At 37.3% G+C, this 22,650-nt stretch carries 11 protein-coding genes; 3 read left to right on the top strand and 8 right to left on the bottom strand.

Annotated elements, in window-relative coordinates:
• Positions 1-121: 121 nt before the first annotated feature.
• The 5 genes from hpf to MKX47_RS03335 form a co-directional block, all read right to left on the bottom strand.
• Entirely contained in the window at positions 122-676 is a 555-nt protein-coding gene (gene hpf / locus MKX47_RS03355) for a ribosome hibernation-promoting factor, HPF/YfiA family (protein ID WP_340771110.1), read from the bottom strand.
• A gap of 122 nt (positions 677-798) precedes the next feature.
• A complete protein-coding gene (locus tag MKX47_RS03350) occupies positions 799-1,176 on the bottom strand; it encodes a PilZ domain-containing protein (RefSeq protein ID WP_340771108.1) in 378 nt (125 codons plus the stop codon).
• Positions 1,177-1,786: 610 nt separating this feature from the next.
• Positions 1,787-2,857, bottom strand: a complete 1,071-nt coding sequence (locus tag MKX47_RS03345; protein ID WP_340771105.1) for a phospho-sugar mutase — start codon at positions 2,855-2,857, stop codon at positions 1,787-1,789.
• A 185-nt stretch (positions 2,858-3,042) separates the two neighbouring features.
• Positions 3,043-3,447: a flagellar export chaperone FliS gene (gene fliS / locus MKX47_RS03340; RefSeq protein WP_340771102.1), complete on the bottom strand. Its 405-nt coding sequence runs from the start codon at positions 3,445-3,447 to the stop codon at positions 3,043-3,045.
• Positions 3,448-3,873: 426 nt separating this feature from the next.
• Complete coding sequence (locus MKX47_RS03335; RefSeq protein WP_340771100.1) at positions 3,874-16,356, bottom strand: S-layer homology domain-containing protein; 12,483 nt, start codon at positions 16,354-16,356, stop codon at positions 3,874-3,876.
• A gap of 211 nt (positions 16,357-16,567) precedes the next feature.
• Between MKX47_RS03335 and MKX47_RS03330 the strand changes: the two genes are divergently transcribed.
• From MKX47_RS03330 to MKX47_RS03320, 3 genes are read left to right on the top strand one after another with little or no spacing between them, the layout of a single operon-like run.
• The gene (locus tag MKX47_RS03330) at positions 16,568-16,969 is read left to right on the top strand and encodes a flagellar protein FlaG (protein ID WP_340771098.1); all 402 of its coding nucleotides are present in this window, start codon (positions 16,568-16,570) and stop codon (positions 16,967-16,969) included.
• Positions 16,970-16,993: 24 nt separating this feature from the next.
• Positions 16,994-18,625, top strand: coding sequence for a flagellar filament capping protein FliD (fliD, locus tag MKX47_RS03325; RefSeq protein ID WP_340771097.1), 1,632 nt, complete (start codon positions 16,994-16,996; stop codon positions 18,623-18,625).
• Between the two features lie 15 nt (positions 18,626-18,640).
• Positions 18,641-19,003 (top strand): flagellar protein FliT, encoded by a 363-nt coding sequence (locus MKX47_RS03320; RefSeq protein WP_340771095.1) that lies wholly within the window; start codon positions 18,641-18,643, stop codon positions 19,001-19,003.
• Positions 19,004-19,049: 46 nt separating this feature from the next.
• Here the strand turns inward: MKX47_RS03320 and MKX47_RS03315 are convergent, their stop codons facing one another.
• The 3 genes from MKX47_RS03315 to MKX47_RS03305 all read right to left on the bottom strand — a co-directional run bounded on the left by MKX47_RS03315 (position 19,050) and on the right by MKX47_RS03305 (position 21,857).
• Positions 19,050-19,607, bottom strand: a complete 558-nt coding sequence (locus MKX47_RS03315) for a competence protein ComK (protein ID WP_340771093.1) — start codon at positions 19,605-19,607, stop codon at positions 19,050-19,052.
• A gap of 157 nt (positions 19,608-19,764) precedes the next feature.
• The gene (locus MKX47_RS03310) at positions 19,765-20,778 is read right to left on the bottom strand and encodes a DNA sulfur modification protein DndB (protein WP_340771090.1); all 1,014 of its coding nucleotides are present in this window, start codon (positions 20,776-20,778) and stop codon (positions 19,765-19,767) included.
• On the bottom strand, positions 20,775-21,857 hold the full coding sequence (locus tag MKX47_RS03305; RefSeq protein ID WP_340771088.1) for a DNA sulfur modification protein DndB: 1,083 nt from the start codon (positions 21,855-21,857) through the stop codon (positions 20,775-20,777). Before MKX47_RS03305 ends, MKX47_RS03310 begins: the two co-directional genes overlap by 4 nt.
• Positions 21,858-22,650 lie beyond the last annotated feature (793 nt).

Raw genomic sequence — 22,650 nt, 5'->3', positions numbered from 1 at the left:
CATTAGTTATAGCTACGGCGCAAATAAGCGCATAACGCCATATGATTTACATAGAGAACCATTGAAAGTATTCGCCAATATAAAAAACGAACTACCCATTACAGGCAGTTCGTTTGGAAAGTTAGTTTGTTTCGATTAAGCCGTATTTACCATCTCGTCGTTTATAAACGATGTTTGTGCTATCTGACTCTGCGTCTGTGTAGATGTAGAAGTCATGACCAAGCATGTTCATTTGTAATACCGCCTCTTCTTGATCCATTGGCTTTAAGTCGAATTGTTTTGTACGAACAATTGTGTACTCTTCCTCATTCGATTCTGTTGCTGGCTCCGCTTGTGCTGCCGTTGCAAAATAAATACCTGTGCCTTCACGATCACGGAATTTGCGATTTACTTTTGTTTTATGCTTACGAATTTGACGCTCTAATTTATCAACGATTAAGTCTACTGCTGCATACATATCATTATGACGCTCTTCCGCACGAAGCGTTAAATTCTTCATCGGAATTGTTACTTCGACCTTTGTTTGTTTGTCATTGTATACTTTTAAATTAACATTAGCGTTCGCATTTAAATCCTCATTGAAATAACGCTCTACCTTTTCAATTTTTGATTCAACATATTCACGAATCGCTGGAGTTACCTCAATGTTCTCACCACGAATGTTAAAGTTTAGCATGTGAACTCCTCCTTCATTACGGCTATAATTACTATTTCTACACAAATAATAAAATCCCTTTTAAAAATAAAATGTTTTTCATATTTCGACATTTTGTCACATTTAGAAGAACGGCTTGCTAGTTATCGTTTGCTTACTTCCTTTTTTCGGCGAAGCTTTAATTCACTAATGATTAACTCTTCCACTTGAGGTTGTCCATCAATAATTAATCCATATTGAATTTTGCTCCCATATGCTTTTTTCCATACGATTTCACCAACTGCTTTGATTAGCGCCTCGTCTAAAATGAATTGAACCTCAAGTTGCAGCAGCTTATTATTATATTCACCAATTTCGTGATAAGAAAACATTTTCATACCACGTGGGCTAATATCTACTATTTCACAATCATATTTTGTTGATTTTTCCTCTTCTGGTTTTCCATCGATTAAGATAATATATTTTGCCGGAACCGCTTCATCAAACGTGAAGCGAAATCCTTCTGTTCGTTTAAAAGCCATGATTTATTCCCCCTAGCTCAAATGTTCTTTCTCTCTCTATATACCCCTATTATAACCTTGCCATGCCATTAATTGTCTATATGCTGAATTGCTAGATTAAGCACTTGTTCTCATAGTAAAAAGCAATACTATATGACTAAATATTTCGTAAAATTGCAGTGGAAATTTTTATATTTATCAAAAAAGCATATTTCGTGTCAAATCTTGAAAAATAACGGATTTATTTGTATAAATTTCTATGAATTTTTATGAAATTATGCGTTTTATTTGGTGGTGTTGTTCTACTCTCGGGATATGAGGTGCATGGGTGTGCTGTGGGTTGGGGTGAAAATACATGCGAATTCCCAGTTATCACCTAATTATTTTGTTTTTTAGTATCAAAGTTGACCTCGATGCGCGACCATAATCCCATAAACTGTAAAAGCGAGCATATATACCGAAATTCGAGCATAAAACTAATAAATTCGATCACAAACTTCAAAAATTCGAGCATAAAATCAAAAAACCGAGCACAAATCCTAGAAAACCGCGCATAAAACCCCAGCCATCGCCCCCCATCCCAAAAAAAGAATGCCTGAGCTTCACTTCTCAGACACTCCATTCCCATCACTTATGTCCACTGCTGTAGGGCGAGCTTTAATTGTGCAATTTTTTGTTCGCTTTCGAATCCGCTCTCGGTTTTTACGCCGATATAAAACTTACATTTCGGCTCGGTGCCAGATGGACGCACGCAAATCCATGAATCGTCTTCTAGTAAAAATTTCAGTACGTCGGCTTGCGGTAAACCGTTGATTGATTCCTTTAAATAGTCCTCGGTTTTTCGAACAGCGATATTGGCAAATTGAGTCGGCGGTTGTTGACGTAGTGCGGCCATAATCGAAGCAATTTTCTGCTGCCCCTCGATACCTTCATAAGTCAGTGACACCAATGCCTCCTGATAGTAGCCCAGCTCCTCATATAACGCGGTTAGCACATCAGCCAGTGTTTGCCCCCCGTTCGCCGCATAATACGCAGCCATTTCCGCTGTTAATAGCGCAATTTGCACTGCATCCTTATCGCGCACAAAAACGCCCTTTAAATAGCCATAGCTTTCTTCATAACCAAAGACAAACTCGTGTTCACCCGTTTGCTCCCACTCAGCAATTTTTTCTGCGATGTATTTAAAGCCGGTCAATGTGTTCACCGTCGCGACACCGTGCTTTTGTGCCACAGCCGTACCAAATTCAGATGTTACGATCGTTTTAATCATCGCCGCATTGCTCGGCACCGTTTGAGACGACAAAATATAATGTAATAGCAGCGCGCCTAATTGATTGCCGGTTAACAATTTATAAGCGCCGTCCACAAGCACTGCCACGCCAAGACGATCGGCATCTGGATCAGTTGCCAGTAGCAGCTGCGCACCGACCTGTTTACCTAGCTCAATCGCCAGCTGAAAGGCATCGGGCTCCTCGGGGTTCGGGTAAATCACAGTTGGGAACTCGCCGTCTTGAATGGCTTGCTGCTGCACAAGATGAGCATTCGTAAAACCAAAGCTTTGTAAGCCGCGCATCGTTGGCACAAGCCCTGCCCCATGTAACGGCGTATAAACAATTGCTAGCTCTTTTTTCACGTTTTTATTCAATTGTAGCTGTGAAAGTGCCTGTAAATAAGCAGCATCCAATTTCTCTAATAGTTCCACACATAAACCCGAGTTTTGTAGTTGAGACCTTGACAAATGCGGAATGGTGAATATATAGAGATTGCTGTAGCTATTGATTGTATAGTAGTTGCTCGTTCATATATAGACTTCTATCATCTTAAATTTGTTTACTATATGCAAAAGCCGCTAGTAAAAGAATATAACTTTTACTAGCGGCTACTATTTTATACTTGTTCTACATTCCCATACTGCTGTTGACGCGTAATTTTAAGTACTTCCTTCCATGTATCACGGAACTCCGTTACTAAGCCTTCCACTTCTTCAATCATTGCTACATCGCTATTAATATTTGATTCTGTTAAACGATAATTTATATATTCATATAAAGGTAACATTTGTTTTGATATATCAACATCCATATTCAACGTTGACATTAACTCTGCAATAATTGCTTGAGCTCGTTGAATATTGTAATTTTTATCTTCAATATTTTTATCGATCATTGCTAACTTTGCACGATTTAAAAACTTTAAACAACCGTTATATAGCATTAATGTTAACTCACCAGGTGAGGCTGTCGTTACACTATTTTGTTTGTATGCGTTATAGGCATTTGTATGTGCTGCCAAAAAAATACACTCCTTTTTGAAGCTCTTTATATTTTTAATACCACTACTAAAATCAATGTAAATTTAGTCTAAATATAGTTTAAATGGCTTATTTTCATTAAGTATATCATAGGTCATCATGCTAAATTGTGAATAAATTAAGCTATTTACAATTATTTTAGGGCTCTTGGTGAAAATAGAATTCTTTTGATGTACGTTTTCTCCAACCTTGATAAATCACTAATACACAACCCGGATATCATATCCAATTCGACGTTTAAATTACTCGAAAAATACATGTTTCACCCTTCCTTGAATTGTATACAAACTACTTATCTACTTCTAATATCGGTAAAACTAATCACTTTTATAGACAGATTATAAATAAAAAGATAGCTACACGGCGAGTTGAATTTTCATTTCGCTATGTAGCTACATTATTAGTTATTAATTTGTTTTTTGAATAAATTTAAAGTCCGTCGAATCAAAGGTTATTGTGTATCCTTCACCTTCCTTTTTCACCTTCAACGCTACTGTAATATCTTGTGCAAATGAAAATTCAGGTAATTGAATATAGAGATTACCGGAAGTCTCACTATTATCTGCTGCACCTATTTCATTAGTTTTAATTAAGATTTTATTTTTATCTTGTCTCGTAACTCCTGTAATTACCTGTGGGTCCTTTGGAGCTACAATAAAATTATCTACTCCATCTGGGAAATTAGTGACATTTAAATCAAATGTTAAATTAATTCTCGTATCCGTCACTTGTTCACGAGTGAAATAAATAACATTTTCTGCTTTTGTTACAGTTACTTCAAACGTATCTGGATTAACTTCATATTTTACGGTTCTTTCTAAACCAGTCTCTGATTTAAATATAATTAAAGCCTCTCCTGCGCCAATGAAGTATACTTTATTATCCTTCACACGAGCTACAGACTCACCATCAATTTTTGTAACCGTATAATTTGTTGAATTTACCCAATCTATATCAGCAAAAATATCACTAGTAATCGCAGTAAATACATAGCTCACTTCATTAGTAGCTGTATCAACTTCACCTATCGCTTTATAAAGCGTTACTCGGCCATCACCATCAACTGTTGAAACAATAATGACTTTATCTTTAGCATCTACAGTATCAGCAAATTCTGCAACCGTACCACCAAAAACAGTAGTTCCATCTAGTTTAATTGATGCTGGCGCTTTTAATATTGTTGCACTTACGACTGTATTAGGTAATGTCTTAGAAGGTACATCCTCTATTATAGCCTCCACTTGTTGATTAACATTTAATGTTGCGGTTACCTTCTTGTAGCCACTATCCGTTGCATAAATTGCTTCACCAACTTTTGATATCGCATTCGTACCTGAGCTATCTACTTGAATATTTAACTCACCGTCTACTAATCGAGGATTCGTTAATGCTACCGTAACAACTTGGCCGGTAGTAAAGCTAAATTTACCATTGGATTCAGTCACTTCAGCATTGTATAGCTTGCCATCTTCCTCATATGCAAACTTACCAGCAGCTGTTGCATATAGTACTGATTTTGATCCATCATTTACGGATTTTACATTACCCGTTGGAGACATATTCGTCACCTTACTTAATGCCATCGTACCGTGAATTGTATGACTGGTCGTATAATCATTCGCTCCATTTTCCGTAGCTTGAACCTCGATTGATTTGTATGAGCCATCTTCACTTCGAACAATAATATAAGATTTATTAGTATTATTTAATACAACCTCTAATACTTCTTGTCCATTCTTCGTTTTAATTGAATATTTCGCTGTTCCATCAATCGCAACCTGTACTGGGTTCATTTGTAATTCTGAAACCATTATATCTCGGTGTAATGGCTCCACTTTATAACCAGAAACTACATTTGAAACTAATGTAATACCATCAAGATCTAAGCTATAAATTGCCTGTGTACCGCCATTTCCTGACACTGTGAAATATTGTTTTTTCGTAATAGTACTACCATCTTGCTTGCCTGGGTAAATGACAATACTTGAACCATCTATTTTTACATAGCCATTCGTGATTGGTGTCACACTTACAGGATGGAACCCTAATTGCGTTGTCGTAAGCTCTGTTCGAATAAGCTCATAGGCAATTTTATATACTGTGCCTTCTTTTGTAACAACTACTTTCACATGAATTGTACTGTCAGGGCCTGCTACAGATTTACCGGAAACTTCGATAATTTCTGTACCTTCTTTATCAGCCGTTACATTTAGCTTCGATCCATCCATAGTTATTTGTAACAACGTTGATGAAGGCGTACCTGTAATTGAAGCTAATACTGAACTTAAATCAATCACATCTGTTTGTAACACTTCAATATTCATATCACCAGTTGCAGCATCTACTTCAACTCGGTATGTTACTCCATCATGGATAAATGTTTCTTCGCCTGTAGCTTTAGCAATCAGCTTGCCATTGCCTCCACGAACGATTGTATTATCAATAGCCGTTAAATCACCCGTTAAGAAAGCCTTTTCTATTACTGATGTCGATACTTTTAATACATTATTCTCACGTACTACTAGAACTTTGTGTAATGTCGCCTTACCAGATTCCGTTTTTTTAACTATTGAAACGCCTTCTTGCAAGCCATAAATCGCATTTCCGTCGATGCGAATTTTCCCATCAGTAGGGTCTATATTTTCAATCGTTCCTGTTGTAATTGTTGCTTTGGCAATCTGTGGTTCCGCAATTGCCAACACATTATTTGATGATGAAATAGACACATGAACTATCGTCTTGCCATCAATAACAAGTTCAGCTGTACCAGTTCCAAGCGCGTAAATGTATAAGTTATTGTCGATAACTTGTGTTTCTAAAATATTCGACCCTGCAATTGCATGAATCTCTACATTTGATGAAGCAGATAACGTTAAGCCTAAATCTGCACCTGTAATAATTTTTTGTACTTTAGCTTCCGTGACAGCAATTTTGTAAGTACCGTCTGCATTTGCAATTACTTCGATATTACGTACAGTACCGTTTTCAAATACTTGCGTTTTTCCAACAGCTTTCGCATAAATTGTATCGCCGTTAATTTTAATAACCGCATCCTCAGTAGCACCTGCATCACTAACTAATGTTACAGCAGAATTAAACTTATGTTTCACACGCGTTAACTTCACATCAAATTCATTTGTATCAATATTACGCGTTACTTCAGCAGTTACAAGTGTGTCATCCGCTTTAATAGTTGATGTTTTAACTGCTAATGCGTATAGCTTATCGTTACGAACTTGAACCCATTGATTTCCTTCAAATGTACCTGTAAACGTGTCTGTTGATGTAAAGCTATTCACCACATTTGCTGTTAAGCCACTCGCTGTCATATGTGCATGAACAACCGCTTTATCGGCACCAGTTGTCACTAAAATATCTGTACTTCCTAAAGACTTACCGACAATATAAAGCGCACCATTTGCAACATAGGCATCTACAACACTTGAGTTAGAAATATTTACTGTTGTCGATCCATTAATCGTTAAGTCTAAATTTGTTGCGCCTTTCGCTAATGCAAAGCTTGTTGGCGTAATTGAATATAGATTTGTTTCCGTATTTTTTACGATGCGTAATTGTGTTGCTGTTGTCCCTTTGTCATAAAGTACAACACCTTCTCCAGTCGCGTAATATACTGTTCCTTCTTGACGAACAATATTAGCATCGCCTGTAATAACATCCTGTAAGCCCGTACCATCATACTTCACAACTGTAGCTACAGCTTTCCCATCCGCTACTGTAATATTGACGATTGCTTTCACTACATTATCTTGTTTAATAAGTAGGCTTGTTGTGCCTGTTGTTTGAGCAGAAAGTGAAATTCCCGTTGCAGTTACAGTCGCTTGTACAATCGCTTCATTATGCCCTTCTACCGTTACTGGTTTCGTAGCTACATCTGTTACGTTAATATCTGCAAATTTTATTGCATCTACTTGACCTTGAACTACATAGCTAATCTTACCGTCTTCTGCACGCGTTACTTTAATTGTAATTTGTTTGTTTGACGCGTCCTTTGCTGTAATCGTTGTTGTACCTGTTGGTGTTATTTGGCCTGCACCTGCATATATAACTAACTTATTGTCAGCTGTAAGCTCTGCCTTCGCAAGATCTTCATTTTCCGAATGCAATGTTAATGCACCTGTTAATCCATAGCTTGCAAAATCTACCTCCTGTTTATGACGTTCTTCCACTGTTAACACATATTCATCATTCACTAGCTGTGTATTCGCAGCAATTCGGTAATTTGTCGTGTAGTAAATAGATGGTGTATTCGTTTCTTGTAACGCACGAATATATTTCTTTCCATCTTCCTCTACAAATGCATAATTCGTATCAGCCGTAATTGTTTCTTTAATTTCTTTTTGAACAATTGATTGTGCAACCTCTAAATATTTCGTTGCAGTATTACGTGTTACGTTGACATTAACAAGACCGTTCGAACCTTCTAACGCTGCCTTACCTTCTTTTAATAAATGTAAGTTTGCTCCATGTAACTGAACCACATCGTTGTCTATATTTGCTAATCCCAGATCGGCAATAGATGTCGTTAACACTTTTACAGCAGTTACTGGAGGTTTTGTAATGATATTATTTTCAACCTTAATATGATGAACTGTTTTCTTACCTGTATTATCTGTAATTGTTAAATCTAATGCACCATTTGCTGCGTTTACTGAAATAATTAATTGATCATCCGTTTTATCAGCAGCGGTACCTTTATCATCCTTTGTAATCACAACAGCGTTTGTATTTGTCAGGTCGGCTAATGTATACGTGCCATCACCAATCGGTATTTCAATAAAGTTCGCTACCGTACCTAATGTGATTGAATACGCATTTGCCTCTTCTTTTACGATTACCGTTACAATTTGATTATCTAACTTAACTTTCGTTTCCCCGGCACCCACTGCATATACTTTATTACCTGCTACGCGCACAATTGAAGTATCCGTTTGTGCACCTGGTAATGCCGAAACCGTTGTTGCACCTACCGCTAGTTCTGATGCTGTTTTTACAATCGTTTTCACTGTTGCTACTAACTTATCAGCTGGTTTTGTAACCGTAATGGAGACTAATGCCTTGTTGCCAGCACCATCATCTAACGTTGCATACGTCGTACCTGCTTTTAATAGATAGAGCTGGTTATTTGTACTATGCTTTTGCGCAATCTCCGCGTTCGCAATTGTAATATTCACCAAATCCGTTAAATCATAATCTTCTTTTGCAAAAGTAAACACGGTATTATCCGCTTTTTCTGCTACAGCAATTGTTGCTACGAGTGTCGCATCTGCATCCATATGAAGAAGGGTAGATTGACCTTGCCCATCCTTTACCGTCACATCTGTACGGCCTATACCCGTTTGGTAAGCAACAAAATCGGTACCTACCATACCTGCATATACAACATCTGTATTGTAGCCTCCTTGAACCTGCAATGCGTTTACAAGCCCTAAGTCTGCCGCCGTTTTTACAACACTATTTACTTCAACAGGACCTGCTACTGTATAATCTGTTCCTGCTTTTGTAATCGTTAATTGTTTTACTATTTTCGTATTTGAATTTGAATCATGCTCAATATAGCGGAACACACCTTCTTTTAACAGGTAAATCGAACTACCATCTGGAGAGATCCACGCAATATCCTTTGCTGTTTCATGAATATTAATCGCTGTAATTCCTGTATTGAATATGTGCTTAATCGGTTCTACTGTCATCGAACCAGCTACAATGGTAATTCTCACACGCACTGTTTTAGTACCATCTGTTACAAGAGCTGTTGTTACGCCATCTTGAACTTGACCATGGAATGTAATCGATTTACCAACTGCTACTGCTGCCGCAATCGTGCTATCGATTCCTGTAATTGTTAAGTTACCATTTAAATCTAGATCAGTATCTGTTTTCGTTACCCCATTTGTTACTGTTTCAGATGTTAGCTCATATAAACCATTTGAAATGGATACTACATATTTAACAAGCGTACCATCAGCTAATTTAACTAATGTATCACCTGTCTTAATAGCGTACGCATATTGCTTGGCATCTGCTTCTTTATATAAACGAACGGAAGTACCAGAAATAATTTCACCGTCCTGTGGCGTAATTATTTCTGGGTTACCTGATTTTGAACCGACTTCTTCTTTGACTACTTTCGCTTCAATTTCACGATGCCCTACTAGATTATTTGTCACAGGTAAGTTAATAATCGTTGTTTTGCCCGCAGTGTCTGTCACTTTATACGATGTATTACCATTTTGTACTACGAAGAAATCTAAAACTGTTCCTGCTTCATATGAACGCACAATTCCCTCATTTGTCCATTCTTTTAAACTACTAACATTTGATAAGCCACCTGTACTTACATCTACTTTAGCAGTTGCTTTTTCGATTTCAGTATATAATGTATTACCTGTTTTATTCATATAAATGAACGCTTGGCCATTTGGTCCGTTTACTGTAATTAGACCTGCGTCATCCTTAGATTGGGTTGTAATGGTAATTTTATTTGATGCGTAATCTACTGTTGCAATTGCTTCATCCGATGAACTCGCTGATGTAATATCCGTTAAACCCAGCTCTGTTGCTGTATAAACTGCTTTTGAAACAAGCTCTGGCGCTGTAAACGAATACTGGCCTGTTGTTTCATCTTTTACAACACTGATGCGGTAGAATAATTTCGACTCACCTGCAATCGCTAAATCAACTGACCCTTCTTTTAATGCGTAAAGAACATTGCCTTCAATACGTACAATGCCAGCACCCACTGCATCTGCTGCAATTGCTTTGTCTAAGCCACCTGTTGCTACATTCGTTGTATCATGTTTTACAACCGTTGCTTTCGCTTCTATTTCATTTGTTGTACTAGATTTTGAAGCCTCGATGTTTACTAACGCTTTTTTATTATCTGTGCTTAATACTGTAAATGTTGCGTAGCCTGCACCTGTTGCATAAATTGTTGCTACATCCACTTTACTTACACCACGTGCCACTTCTGTTCGCTCTGAAATGGATTGAATATCTCCAGCAAATCCTAAGTCAGCTTTATCAATAGATATTTTCGCCACTCGGTATAGCTGATCGCCGACAGTAACCGTATCAATATCAACTAATGCACCATTTGTAACATTTACATAAACAACTGCCTTTTTACCATCGCTATCCGTTACAATAAGTTCTACTTTACCGCTTTGATTAGCCATTGCTGTAATTGATAGATACGTATTATTTACATTCACAGCTGTTGCCGATGTACCATTCACTTGAATAGTACTAATATTTTGTAAATCTAAATCAGCCGCCTCAATTGATGTCTGACTCAGCGTATCATCGATGGTCATAACGTATTCTGTCGCTTGCTGAACAACTTCCACCTCAAGCTGCTTACCGTTCGATAGTACAACTCGCTGCTTTCCTGTTCCTGTCGCATATGCAACATTGCCTACAAAGCGAATAATGTCTTCTTTTAAATCACCAGCAGCTGTTTTAGGTGCAATAATAGATGCCCCATTTAATTTATCCGTTAAATCTACCTTAACAACCGTTGAATTTACTAGCTCTACCGCAGAGTTTGCTGAAGCAACAGCATTGATTAATGAAATCTTATTGTCTTGCGATGTTACTTTAAATGTAGAGTTTTTACTATTTTTCTCTGCAAATATAGCTACCTCATTTGCTGTAAATCTCGTATGCATTGTTGTGTTAGCAGTAGTCGGTTCAATCGATTTCACCTGACCTATTGCTAAGTCTGCTACATCAAATTGCTTCGTCGCAACAGTCGCAGAAACAGCACCCGCATTTTCAACTAATGCTACAGCAGTTGATTTACCACCTGCTGTAATATTGTACTGATCTAATAAACCAGTAGCATTAGAATCTATTACGTAGAAATGAATTTCATTATCCGTTGTTACATAGCCACTCTTTGTTAGTGTTTGACGTGCAATATCGCCAGTTAAATTTAAAGCTTCTTTCGATACATTAACCAGTGTTACATTACTTAGTTGGTAATCATTATTTCCATCTGTTTTCGCTTTTTCAAATGTACCTACCACTGAACTTGAAGCGTTTGGCGTATAAATAATCGTTTCATTGCCCAATGTAGCTGGAATTAAATAAGTTTTACCATCCTTTGTGGCTAAGCGCGCATCACCGGATAAAATCTCTGTATTTGCAGAAACTTCTGTTTTAATAAGCTCTACTTTAATTTTATTTTCATCCGATTCTGCAGTATTAACTACTACCTTTAACATCGAAGAATTACCAGCACTGTCTTTGAATGTAACAATTTCTGTTCCATCTGCTAATGAGTTAATAAGGAGATTAGAACCTTCAATATTGACCTTCGAGTTTGTTCCATCACCTTTTACTTCTACTATATCTCCGTTTAACAATAATTCACTTATTGAAACAATTTTATTATAAGTTACGGATGACCCTTTATTTTCTATAAATTGGATTAAGCCATCAATTGTCGTTATCGAGTTAGACAATAGTTCATCGATAATCGAATCCATGAAAATACTATCGTATGTTTTACCATCCACCGCAATCGTTGTCGTTAAATAATCATATAAAATACTGTGATCATTATTAGTTTTTGCATGCTGAGCTAATGATTTTAAAACCTCTATTTTTTGATCCTTATTCTTACTCGAAATAGAATCATAAACATAACCTGAAGCTACAATTACAACATTGGATATGGAACTTACTGATCCAGCAGGAACTTCTAATAAATGCGGCGGATTAGATTTTGGTGTAATTTTAAAGTCGCTTGAGAAAGTGCCACGTTCAAATAATACTTCTGATACACGATAGCCTCCAGAAGTATTACCATGTGTAAATACTGCAAAATGTTTAAAGCGTGATGCTAATTCAGATAAATTTGGTGTCGTGACATTAATCAACACTTTTGATGTAGTTGAACTCACACTAATATCAAATACATCCATAGCAGGTCGAGTTAGTGGATCTGTTATGATAGACGAAATATTTTTTCCAGAGCTATCGTAGAGCGCAACTTGCTTAATCGTCGAATCTAGGAACATATATGTCGTATACTTCTTAAGTTGTCCAATCGGCATTGTTGCTGCTGGCGTATTGTTATGTGTTAATAATGAGTAATACGTATTAGCAGGAAGACTAGGAATTGTATATCGTCCTAAGATCGTACCTGGCACTAATGTATAAGTAGTTGCAGATTCAATCGCATCCGGATTATTTGTATTGGTAAATGTAATTGTTGAATCTGTTTTTACCTTTGCAGCTGTATTTGTGCGTGCAATATTTAATTGAGCAATCACAGCATTTCCTACAAGATGCACATCATTTGCCAAGTCTAAATCGAGTTTGCTAATTTTTGCCTGTTGATCAGTTGTACCTAAGCGTAAATAGGAAACGCCTGCCTCTACGCTTAATGAGCCAATTTCACTCATAACTAAGCTTGTATTATTTGATTTAATTGTTACATTAGAAATCACATTATTTTTTTGAATATCTACAATAGCATCCTCACGGCTAATGATGAAATCCTCCGCTGTAGAGCCTTCAACTGTTATTTTAATTGTCGATGTATTCGCTACAGCACCCATCGCCGCTACACGTGCAAATGAATTCGATGCTACTGTAGATTTGTCATTAATCGTTATGGTAGAGGCTTTCACATTTGATAGACCTAAACTACTATTCGTTTCAAATACTGCTGTTGTTGCATTTAAGCCTGATACTGCATCGACACCAGTAAATTCTGCTGTAGCTATTGATGTCGACGCATCAAATGTCATTCCAACTGAATTTTGCGCAAATAATCGGCCTGCTACAAGACCTGTAACATCTGTTGCATTTGTTAATGTAATGTCATTTAAATTCGTATCACCCGTAAAGGCAATCGCTCCAGCTGTTTCGATTGTTACACTTTGCGTATTTTGGAGATTTTGAATTTCTGTAACATCATCCCCGATAATTGCTACACCTACATTTGCTGGGATGTCGTTAAAGTTAAGCACTTCTGTGCCTGCGTGAGCATTGATTGTAACTGCTTGTAACGCAACTGTTTCTCCATCACCTGACGTTCCCATTACTAACTGTATAGCACCTTGATTAGTTGATTCCATTACCTGTAATGATTGAAGTGCTTGAATGGAAGCCTGCTCAACTCTTCTCTCTTCACCACCAAATTGAATCATTTGATTTTCATCTAGTACAGGAACACTAGTAAATACTTCCTCTGTAGCCGGCGGAGCATTAAGTTTTGCAATTTCCTTTGAAATAGCGATTATTTCCTTTACATTGTTTTTAACAATGCTAACTTCAAATCGAATTGTACCCGCTGTATCAATCGTCGCTTCTGTTTTTACGAAGTTATTTATTCCAACAGCTGTCCCTTGCTTATCTAGAGCATGCCATAAAGCCTCAATGGCTACTCCATCTGTATGATTACTATAGGTTGCGTTTGCTAATATAGCTTCAATCTCCTGTTTAACACTCTGAACCGCTAACTTATCCGCCTCTTCAGTATTTCCTGAATCGCCTGGATCTACTACTTCTGGCAATGCCTCAATAGTTTTAGTCGTTTCAAATGTTTCACTTACCTGACCTTTTTTAACTGTTACGCCAACTGTTACACTGCCTTGTATACCCGGTTTAGCTTTTTCTAGACTATATTTTGATAATGTTATGACAACGCCCTCGTCTTGAAGTGCTGCTAAGGCTGTTTTAATTGCATCATCACTTATGTCATTTGATACCACTAAATCCGTTAGTAATTGTTGTACTTTTTCTAATGCATTGTTGACCACCTCTTGGTCCTGGTCTCCCGATTGTGTTGGTGGTTCTTCAACTAAAGCTGCAATTTCTTTCAATACTACAATTGTTTCTAACACGCTACCCTTACGAATTGTCACCTCAAGGTCAATATTACCCATCTTTCCAATTTGAGCTTGGTTCATATTAAATTTCGACAATGACACTTCCACACCATTTTGTTCAAATCCAATTAGTACTGTTTCGATTGTTGTTTGTGTAGTTTCATTCGTTACAGAAAGTTGGTCTAGCGCAGTCGTCACTTCTGCTAATACCGTATTTACTGCTGCTTGGTCTTCAGCATTTCCTTCCTGTGGCGGTGTTTCTGGATCTTGTACTTCTGGTAAAGCTACAATGGCTATAGCTGTTTCAAACGTTTCTATCACATTCCCTTTAACAATCGTAATGCCCATTTCTATAGATCCGGCTTGATTCACCTGTGCTTGATTCATTGTGTATTTGGTTAAAGTAATCGTTGCACCATCTGTGGCTAATGCATTCAATAACATGCTGATGTCTGACATAGTTGTTTCATTTGTTGCAGAACTATTCACTAATTGTTCTTTTACCTTTGCCACGATTCCGTTTACTGTAATTTTATCTTGTTCCGTTGTATCGATTGGAGGTACAGGATCTGTATTTCCACCCGTATTGTTATTATCTCCAGGGTTTGTATCAGTACCTGGATCTGTTGTATTATTCCCTTGGTTTTGACCAGAATTTCCTTGATTTTGATTTAGCAAATCAAGTGCCTCTTTCCATGAAGACAATACATTATTAAGATTCACCTGTTGAATAACAAATCCCGGTGCAACTGTAATACCCTGTAAGTTTTGCGCAGGTGCCGTCAATAAATGAACAGAGCCTCTACCGGCAATATGTGCACTCGCAGGGATATTAACTCGATTGAATGCACCTGTTAAATTCAATTGCGAAGTATTTGGTGCATCAATTGTTTGAATTGCTGATTCTGCGTTGGCTTCGATATTTGCCGCCCTTGCGTTTAATCGAAGTGTATTAATTATCGAGTTTAGGAATTGCAATGCCGTTTGCTGCTCAATTGCGACCATATTATTTAATGACGCCACTGAAACTGCTGCTGCGTATGCATTTAGCTTTTCTGCTGAAACATTTTCGTATGTAACACGAGACGTTGGTAATTCATGATTAATCTCTGTTGCCTTTACATTGGATATATGTGTTAGTGTTTGATTAAGTGATAACTTTGCAAAAGAATAGCCTTGCGCGTCAAATTGTCCACCATTTACTACTGTTAGTTCGTCTACTTGCGTAATCACATTATCTTTAACTGTTGCAATTACTTCAGCTTCCTGCAAGGCTACTTCATTAATTTCCGAAGTTAAGAAATCTGCTGTTTCTGAAACTTGATATGTTTTCCCATCAATTTGTACGGAATTAGTAGAAATCTTATCTATTGTACCTGAAACAGTTGTCACGACTGGCTCTGCTGTTGCTTTTTCGGCACGTGTCACAAAAGAAGCTAGCTGACCACGTGTTACAAGTTCGTGCATCGCAAATTTGCCGTTTCCTGTACCTAATGTAATACCTTTTTCGGCTAAAGCACTAATATACGGCGCAAACTCATGATCAGCCGGAACATCTTTAAACGTCAATTCATCTGTTGAAGTTAGTTCAAAAGCACGGGCAATAATTTTTGACATTTGGCCACGTGTGATATTTCCAGAAGGATTAAATTTACCATCAAAGCCATTAATGATGCCGGCATTTGCTAAAGCAGCGATATAAGGATAATATCCGCTGTTTATATTCACATCTTTAAATTGAGGATTTTCAACATTACTTACATCTAAATTTAATGTTTTAGCAATAATTTTTGCTGCCTGTGCACGTGACACAAAATTTTCTGGTCTAAACAAACCATCCTCATAACCGTTGATAATGCCACGACCTGCTAATTCGTTAATCGCATCGTAGTGAGTATTCGTTTGCTTCACATCTGCAAACTGTGCCGCCGATGCCAAAGGAGCAACGAAAGAAATTGAACTTGCTACTAACGCTGTGCTCATTGTTACTTTAGTAATTTTATTTTTTCTATTTTTGATTTTACTCAATGTATCTTCCTCCTAATAGCTGTTGAAAAATCTACTTACTTTTAAACCTTATATCGGTAATTGTCCAAGATTTTGTACCTATTTTTAAAATCATTATTCTTATAAAAAATTCCTATTTTTGCTCCCTTTTCTCTAAAATAAGTCAATGATGCAAAAATATTGCCGATAATAGCTTTAAGTATGGGTAATCAATTTTTGGGAGGGACAATTTATGCGTATCACTTCGCAGCCTAGCACAGACTTCACCGTTCAGCAAAAAGCTTCCGCAAATCCGGGAGCTGCGGTAACGCCTGCTGAAACGGAGCCTGTCACTAATAATGAACAATCTATTGAGGCTTCTGTAACTGTTACAAGGTTAGCTCAAGAAAATGTGACAGATCAAGAAACCTTAAAAGAAAAGTTATTACCAGCAATTGATACAATGAATGAAATACTTGAAACAACACAAAAGTCATCAAAGTTTGTACTTCATGAGGGTTTAGACAAATATTACGTTCGTTTAATCGATGCACAAACAGAAGAAGTTATTAAAGAAATTCCACCACAGCGCCTGCTCGATGCATTTTATGAAATGCAAAAAATGGCGGGTATGATTGTGGACGAAAAAATTTAATTCAATTTACTGGAGGTTTTACTTATGAGAATCGGCGGTTTAGCGTCAGGTATGGATATCGATAGCATCGTTGCAAAAATGATGCAAGCACAACGCGCACCACTCGATAAATTACAACAGCAAAAGCAAACATACGAATGGCAGCGTGATGCCTTCCGTACAATGAACAAAAACGCAAAAGCATTAAGCGATTACATGTTCGACAATACATTAAAACAATCAAGCTTGATAAAAAAATCAGTAACAACAACGAATGATGCGATTACAGCTACTGCCAATGCTGGTGCAGCGGGTACATTGCAAATTTCAAAGGTTGAGCAACTAGCAACAGCAGCGACAATCAAATCAGAGAATATCTTTACTATTAACGACAGTAACCAAAGTAAACCAGCCCCAAGCAATACAAAGCTTAAAGATTTTGATAAAACGGCAGGCTTATTTGCAAATAGTTCTACTAATGAAATTAAAATGAAGGTTTTAAAAGATAATGGCAAAATGGAAGATGTATCGATTACTCTTACAGATGAAGATACAATCGGAACAATGGTTTCTAAATTAAACGCTTCTGGTACAGGTCTTAATGCTTATTATGATCAAAATAGTGGAAGTCTATCAATTTCTACAAAAGCGACTGGTAGCGGAGAAGTTTTCGTAAATAGTTCTGATACGACATCTGGTTCAACGACAATTATTACAGGAGACAACAAAACTTCTGTAAAAACAAGTATGTTTGTAGATTCACAGCAGGGACGTGACTTCTTTGGTGCCTTAGGTTTTAATCCGGGTGGGAACATCGCAGATAAAAACTACGACTCATCAATAGTTGTTGATGCTGGTCAAAACGCAAAACTAGAATACAACGGTCTCCAAATCGAGCGTAATTCAAATACATTCGAATTGAACGGCTACACAGTAACATTAAACAAAACATACAACGAACAAACACCAATCACACTAAAAGCAACAACAGACGTAGACAACTTCGTCAATAAAATAGAAGAATTCGTCAACAAATACAATGAGTTCATCAAGTCTACACATGGTGCGATTAACGAAACGAAAAACCGTAAATATGCGCCATTAACAGAAGAACAGAAGAAGGATATGTCTGAGGACGAAATTGAAAAGTGGGAAAAAATCGCGAAAAGCGGTGTTATCCGTCGCGACTCTACAGTATCAACAGGCTTACAAAACCTACGCTCAATCATTTACTCAAACGGTGGGAATACTGGGAAAAAATACGACACATTAAGTGAAATCGGTATTACGACTACAAAAACATACAGTGACGGTGGTTTACTAGAGCTTGATAAAGACAAGCTCCGTGAAGCTTTACTAGCAGATGAAGAAGCAGTATTCAAAGTATTTTCTAATGACAGAGAGGGCGAGCCTAAAGGTGTCATTAACCAAATGCGTAGCTCTTTAGATAACTTCCAAAAGAGCATTGAAGTAAAGGCCGGCAGAGAATCAGCTGCGAATGACACATTCACTATCGGACGTAACTTGAATAGTACCAATAGCCGCATTAAAACTTGGGAAGACAAGTTAAAAATGATTGAACAACGTTATTGGAATCAGTTCACAGCAATGGAAAAAGCCATTAATAAAGCAAACGAACAATCCAGCCTATTCTTCAGCGGAGCAACACAACAATAAATGGAGTCCAAACGTATGGAACAGCAAACTCAAAAATTACTCCAAGTATCTGCTAAGCTTTTCGAACAGCTTTCAACAGTTCCAAAAAGTGAGGAACGAGACGCTTATATAGAAGACATCCAACAAAAACTTGATCAGCGTGGCATCATTATCGATGAATTGCGAACATTGGGTTTTACGATGGATACTTCAAATAAGTTACATGTAACCCTTGCTGAGCTTGATAAGGGAATTCGCGAGCGCCTGAATATTGTTCTTCTCGCTGTTAAAACGGATCTCAAAGAGCTACAAAACTCGAAAAAGCACGAACAGCAATACGCAAATCCGTATGCAGATGTCCGCACAATGGATGGCATGTATTACGATAAAAAGAAATAAAAAAGTAAGCTAGCGCAAATTACGTGCTAGCTTACTTTTTTTCTAGTTATTCATCATCTAATTTCTGTCGCTTCTTTGTGTAATAAACACTTCCTTGCTCCTTTACGATTTCACAATCATCCGATCGTACATGCCCGATTCCACCCAAAAATTGCTTTCGTCCATCTAGTAAAACCTTTAGAAAGCAGCTAACAAGTAGCTTCGTACATAGCGACCCTCTGCTAACATCTAGCTTCAGCCTCACCCCGTAACGTAGATCAACAAGTGTTTCATACTTTGACACACTGTCAACACGTTCAATATGGTGTAGCGCAATATACAAAATAACTGAGCGATTATAAATTTGAATAGGTACCCATACCATATCTAAAAAAATATAGGGTGCAGCATAGCTTGAACCTAGTATATCCTTTGCCAAGCGTTTTGCTACTGCCAAATTCGTTACAAAATGTGCCTCGTTATAAGCAAAATACTGTGCCAGCGATCCCTCAACAAAACGATAGACACCATTTTCAATAATCCCTACACCCTGTTTCCCTTCATAAACCGTTTCAAAAATCACTTGAGTTTCATGTGTAATTAATTTTTGAGATTTGTTATCCATACTCTTGCCTCCTTTTTAGTGTTCAAACATATGCAATTTCAAAAAAAAGGAGTATACTAAACATAGTCAGGATACTCCTGCACTGGAAACCTTTGTATACCTCATGTCTGTCCAGGACTTGTATACAGAGGTTTTTCCTATTGAATAACGACTTGTGTTACTTTCTCGGTAATAGCACATCCCCCCCTTCAGAGCATAGCCATTCAATAATTTGATTTAATGTTTTTTTATTACTATTCACAAAGTAGAGCCCGCTCGTTCCTCTATATTTGCCATCAAAGCGTTCCCACATTGGCTGACAGGTTTCCCAGCTTATATGCTTAAGCATTTTCATCCTTCCACGGACATAATCTGCTTTTTTAGAGGTTGCGACAAATTCCTCCCCTTTTAGAGCATAATAAGCAAGGGCTCGAACAAATAGAAAACTGGCTAAAATAGATATATGATAATCCCCGATTTTTTCAGGTCCCTCTAACTTAAACAATTCATCAAGCCATGCATTTAAAACTGGTAGACGCCTTTCGATCAGCTCTTCGTCTACGTGCTGCGTATAAATATTAGACTCGGCTTCCTTCCCCACTATAAATAGCGCTATAAGGGCACGAAGCTGACTTAAAGATAGGAAATTTTTGTTTGCTGGTCGGTTCATGCTTACTTTTTCTTGCTCCACACCCGCAAAGCGTAATGCCTCATGTTGCTGTAATAATTCATTTGTTACGATATTGATTGTATTACGTGAATCAAACGCAATCCGCTTTGAAAGCGCTACCTTTTTTCCTTTTGTATTAGCATCTAAATACAATTGCTCACGCTCTTGCTGCGTAAAATCACTATAAATTTGAAAGGCCAGTGGGACATCACTAAGACTGGCATTTAACTGCGTAGCTTTCTTTTGCTCTTCTAAATCCTCGCTTAAAATCAAGCGACTTAGCTGAGGTAAAATATCCAAAATACCACGAATTCTACTGTTACCATCAATCACATAATAAATACCATTATTATTAGAAACCGTAATTGGCGGAATATAAATATCGCCGTTCATAAACTGTTCCATGACATATTGACGAATTTTACGTGTATGCCTAAGTTCGGTATTACGCAAAATCATCTTTTGTTGCTCCACCATTTGGGCAATTTCCTGGACGGTAAAAATCGCTATGCGCTGATTCATACATTCACCGCCATTTCTTTTTCAATTACTTTTAGAAACTCACCTTTAATACGGCGAATCGCATAGGAACTCGAGTGCCCGCTAATGCTTTTTTTGTCATGGGAATATAAAAACTGGAACATAGGATCTGTGTGCTTCCAGCTACACTGTTTTAAATAGGTTAATTTATCAATCGCTTCTTGATAGGATAACTTATGTGATTTCGTGAGGTGATGAACGGTAAGGGCTAATGCGACTTGAATTCCTGTTAAACCTGTTACATATTGCAAACGCTTATGCGCCTGCTTCGGAAAAATTTGTAACCATTTTATAAAGAATGCTTCAGCAATTTGCTCTACTTCATGTTGAGGAAGTGAAAATGTGTTTTTATTTGTATTTTGAATGAGTAATCCGTCAAAGAGGGCTACAATACAGCGCTTCATCATAACAAGAGTTGTTAGTGAAGAAGAACTGCTGACAACACGGGATGACTTCATTTCAATATCGATTTGACCTTGTAAACGTTGTGCTAATTGACGTGTGAGGATACTATAAGCATCACGGTGATCGTACTGTAGCAGCTGACCTGAATGCGCTTCTCTACGCTCAGTGTTCAGATCACTAAACATTTGCTGCTCCTGCTTGATACTTAAATCCAAATAAATCTGCATATTAATCGGAAAATCTTCAAGATACCGAATTTGCTTTTGGAGTATTATAATTTTTTCTTCATGCTTCACAAACACAGCTGCCTCTAATGCACTTTTTAATGATAGTAAGGCTGATTCCAGGCTGTATGCGCGATGTTGGCCATCGCTAATATATAATTTACTACCAGATTCTAAGTAATAGCCTTGTTCATCTTGCTGTATCTGACCACGACTACTAAACACAAATGATGTGAAATGAAAATCGCGATTATGTGTGACATTATCCAGAATGAAGGAGCGGATTTCCAATTTTCGTTGGGGATCAATCTCCCGCTGTACATTACTATCTACTTCAAAAAGTGCCAGCAATGTTTTTAAATTGAGTTGCGTAAAAAATATATCATGTCCAAATTGGTTGTACGCAATGCCATCTAAATATACTTTTGTCACAGGAATTTACACCCCTTTTCCTTCCATATAATTGTTATTAATTACTAATATTATAGTTTGTTGTTCTGTTTTGCAACGTTATTTTTCAGAATTTTCTACAAATACGCAACAATCAACTGGAATTATCCACTTTTTCGTCACGATTCTTTGAGTTTCTTATTATTCGTTGAGTACTTGACAATTCTAAATTTATCAAAATGTGTGTGTTTTAAGGGATATTTGCGACTTTTGAATTTTATTTGCGAAATTGTGGGGATATTTGCGATTTTCAGAGTTTATTTGCGATATTGATATTCTACATATATTTGCGAATACCTAAAAATCACTACTAGATTTCCTTACCGTTTCAATATCTTACTTATACTTGCTTTTCTTCGAGAATGTCACATTCATGAGTTCGCTATCATAGGACCTACTCAGTGCATGATTACAACAATGCCTTGGTATTATCGAAATTCGCTTAGACAAAAGAATTAACGTCCCGGAAATTTACTTATATGGCTTTGAAATGAAACGACGCGGAGGCGTAAAAAGAGCCAAGTAGCTTACCAATAGGTAGGCTGCTTGGCTTTACTTTTTTACAAATCATAGGCTCATCACCGAATTATGGGGTTGTTTTTCACAATCGTTTATAGATAGTCGGAATGCATGACCACTTTGCGTGGAAATATGCTCGGTATTCTATTTTTGCGCTCGGTTTCGAATTCTTTATGCTCGAATTTTTAATTTTACGCTCGTTTTCGAGAACTTTATGCTCGGTTTTTGAAATTTACGCTCGATTAACCGTATTTTA

Source organism: Solibacillus sp. FSL R7-0668, assembly GCF_038006205.1.
Classification (GTDB): domain Bacteria; phylum Bacillota; class Bacilli; order Bacillales_A; family Planococcaceae; genus Solibacillus.
Note: the sequence above shows the minus strand (reverse complement) of the source record. Positions and strands in the feature narration are given on the sequence as shown.

Coding starts and splice junctions, on each gene's coding strand:
- MKX47_RS03330 (WP_340771098.1), top strand. CDS start 16,568: ATGCGTATCACTTCGCAGCCTAGCACAGACTTCACCGTTCAGCAAAAA.
- MKX47_RS03320 (WP_340771095.1), top strand. CDS start 18,641: ATGGAACAGCAAACTCAAAAATTACTCCAAGTATCTGCTAAGCTTTTC.
- MKX47_RS03310 (WP_340771090.1), bottom strand. CDS start 20,778: ATGAATCAGCGCATAGCGATTTTTACCGTCCAGGAAATTGCCCAAATG.
- MKX47_RS03350 (WP_340771108.1), bottom strand. CDS start 1,176: ATGGCTTTTAAACGAACAGAAGGATTTCGCTTCACGTTTGATGAAGCG.
- MKX47_RS03315 (WP_340771093.1), bottom strand. CDS start 19,607: ATGGATAACAAATCTCAAAAATTAATTACACATGAAACTCAAGTGATT.
- hpf (WP_340771110.1), bottom strand. CDS start 676: ATGCTAAACTTTAACATTCGTGGTGAGAACATTGAGGTAACTCCAGCG.
- fliD (WP_340771097.1), top strand. CDS start 16,994: ATGAGAATCGGCGGTTTAGCGTCAGGTATGGATATCGATAGCATCGTT.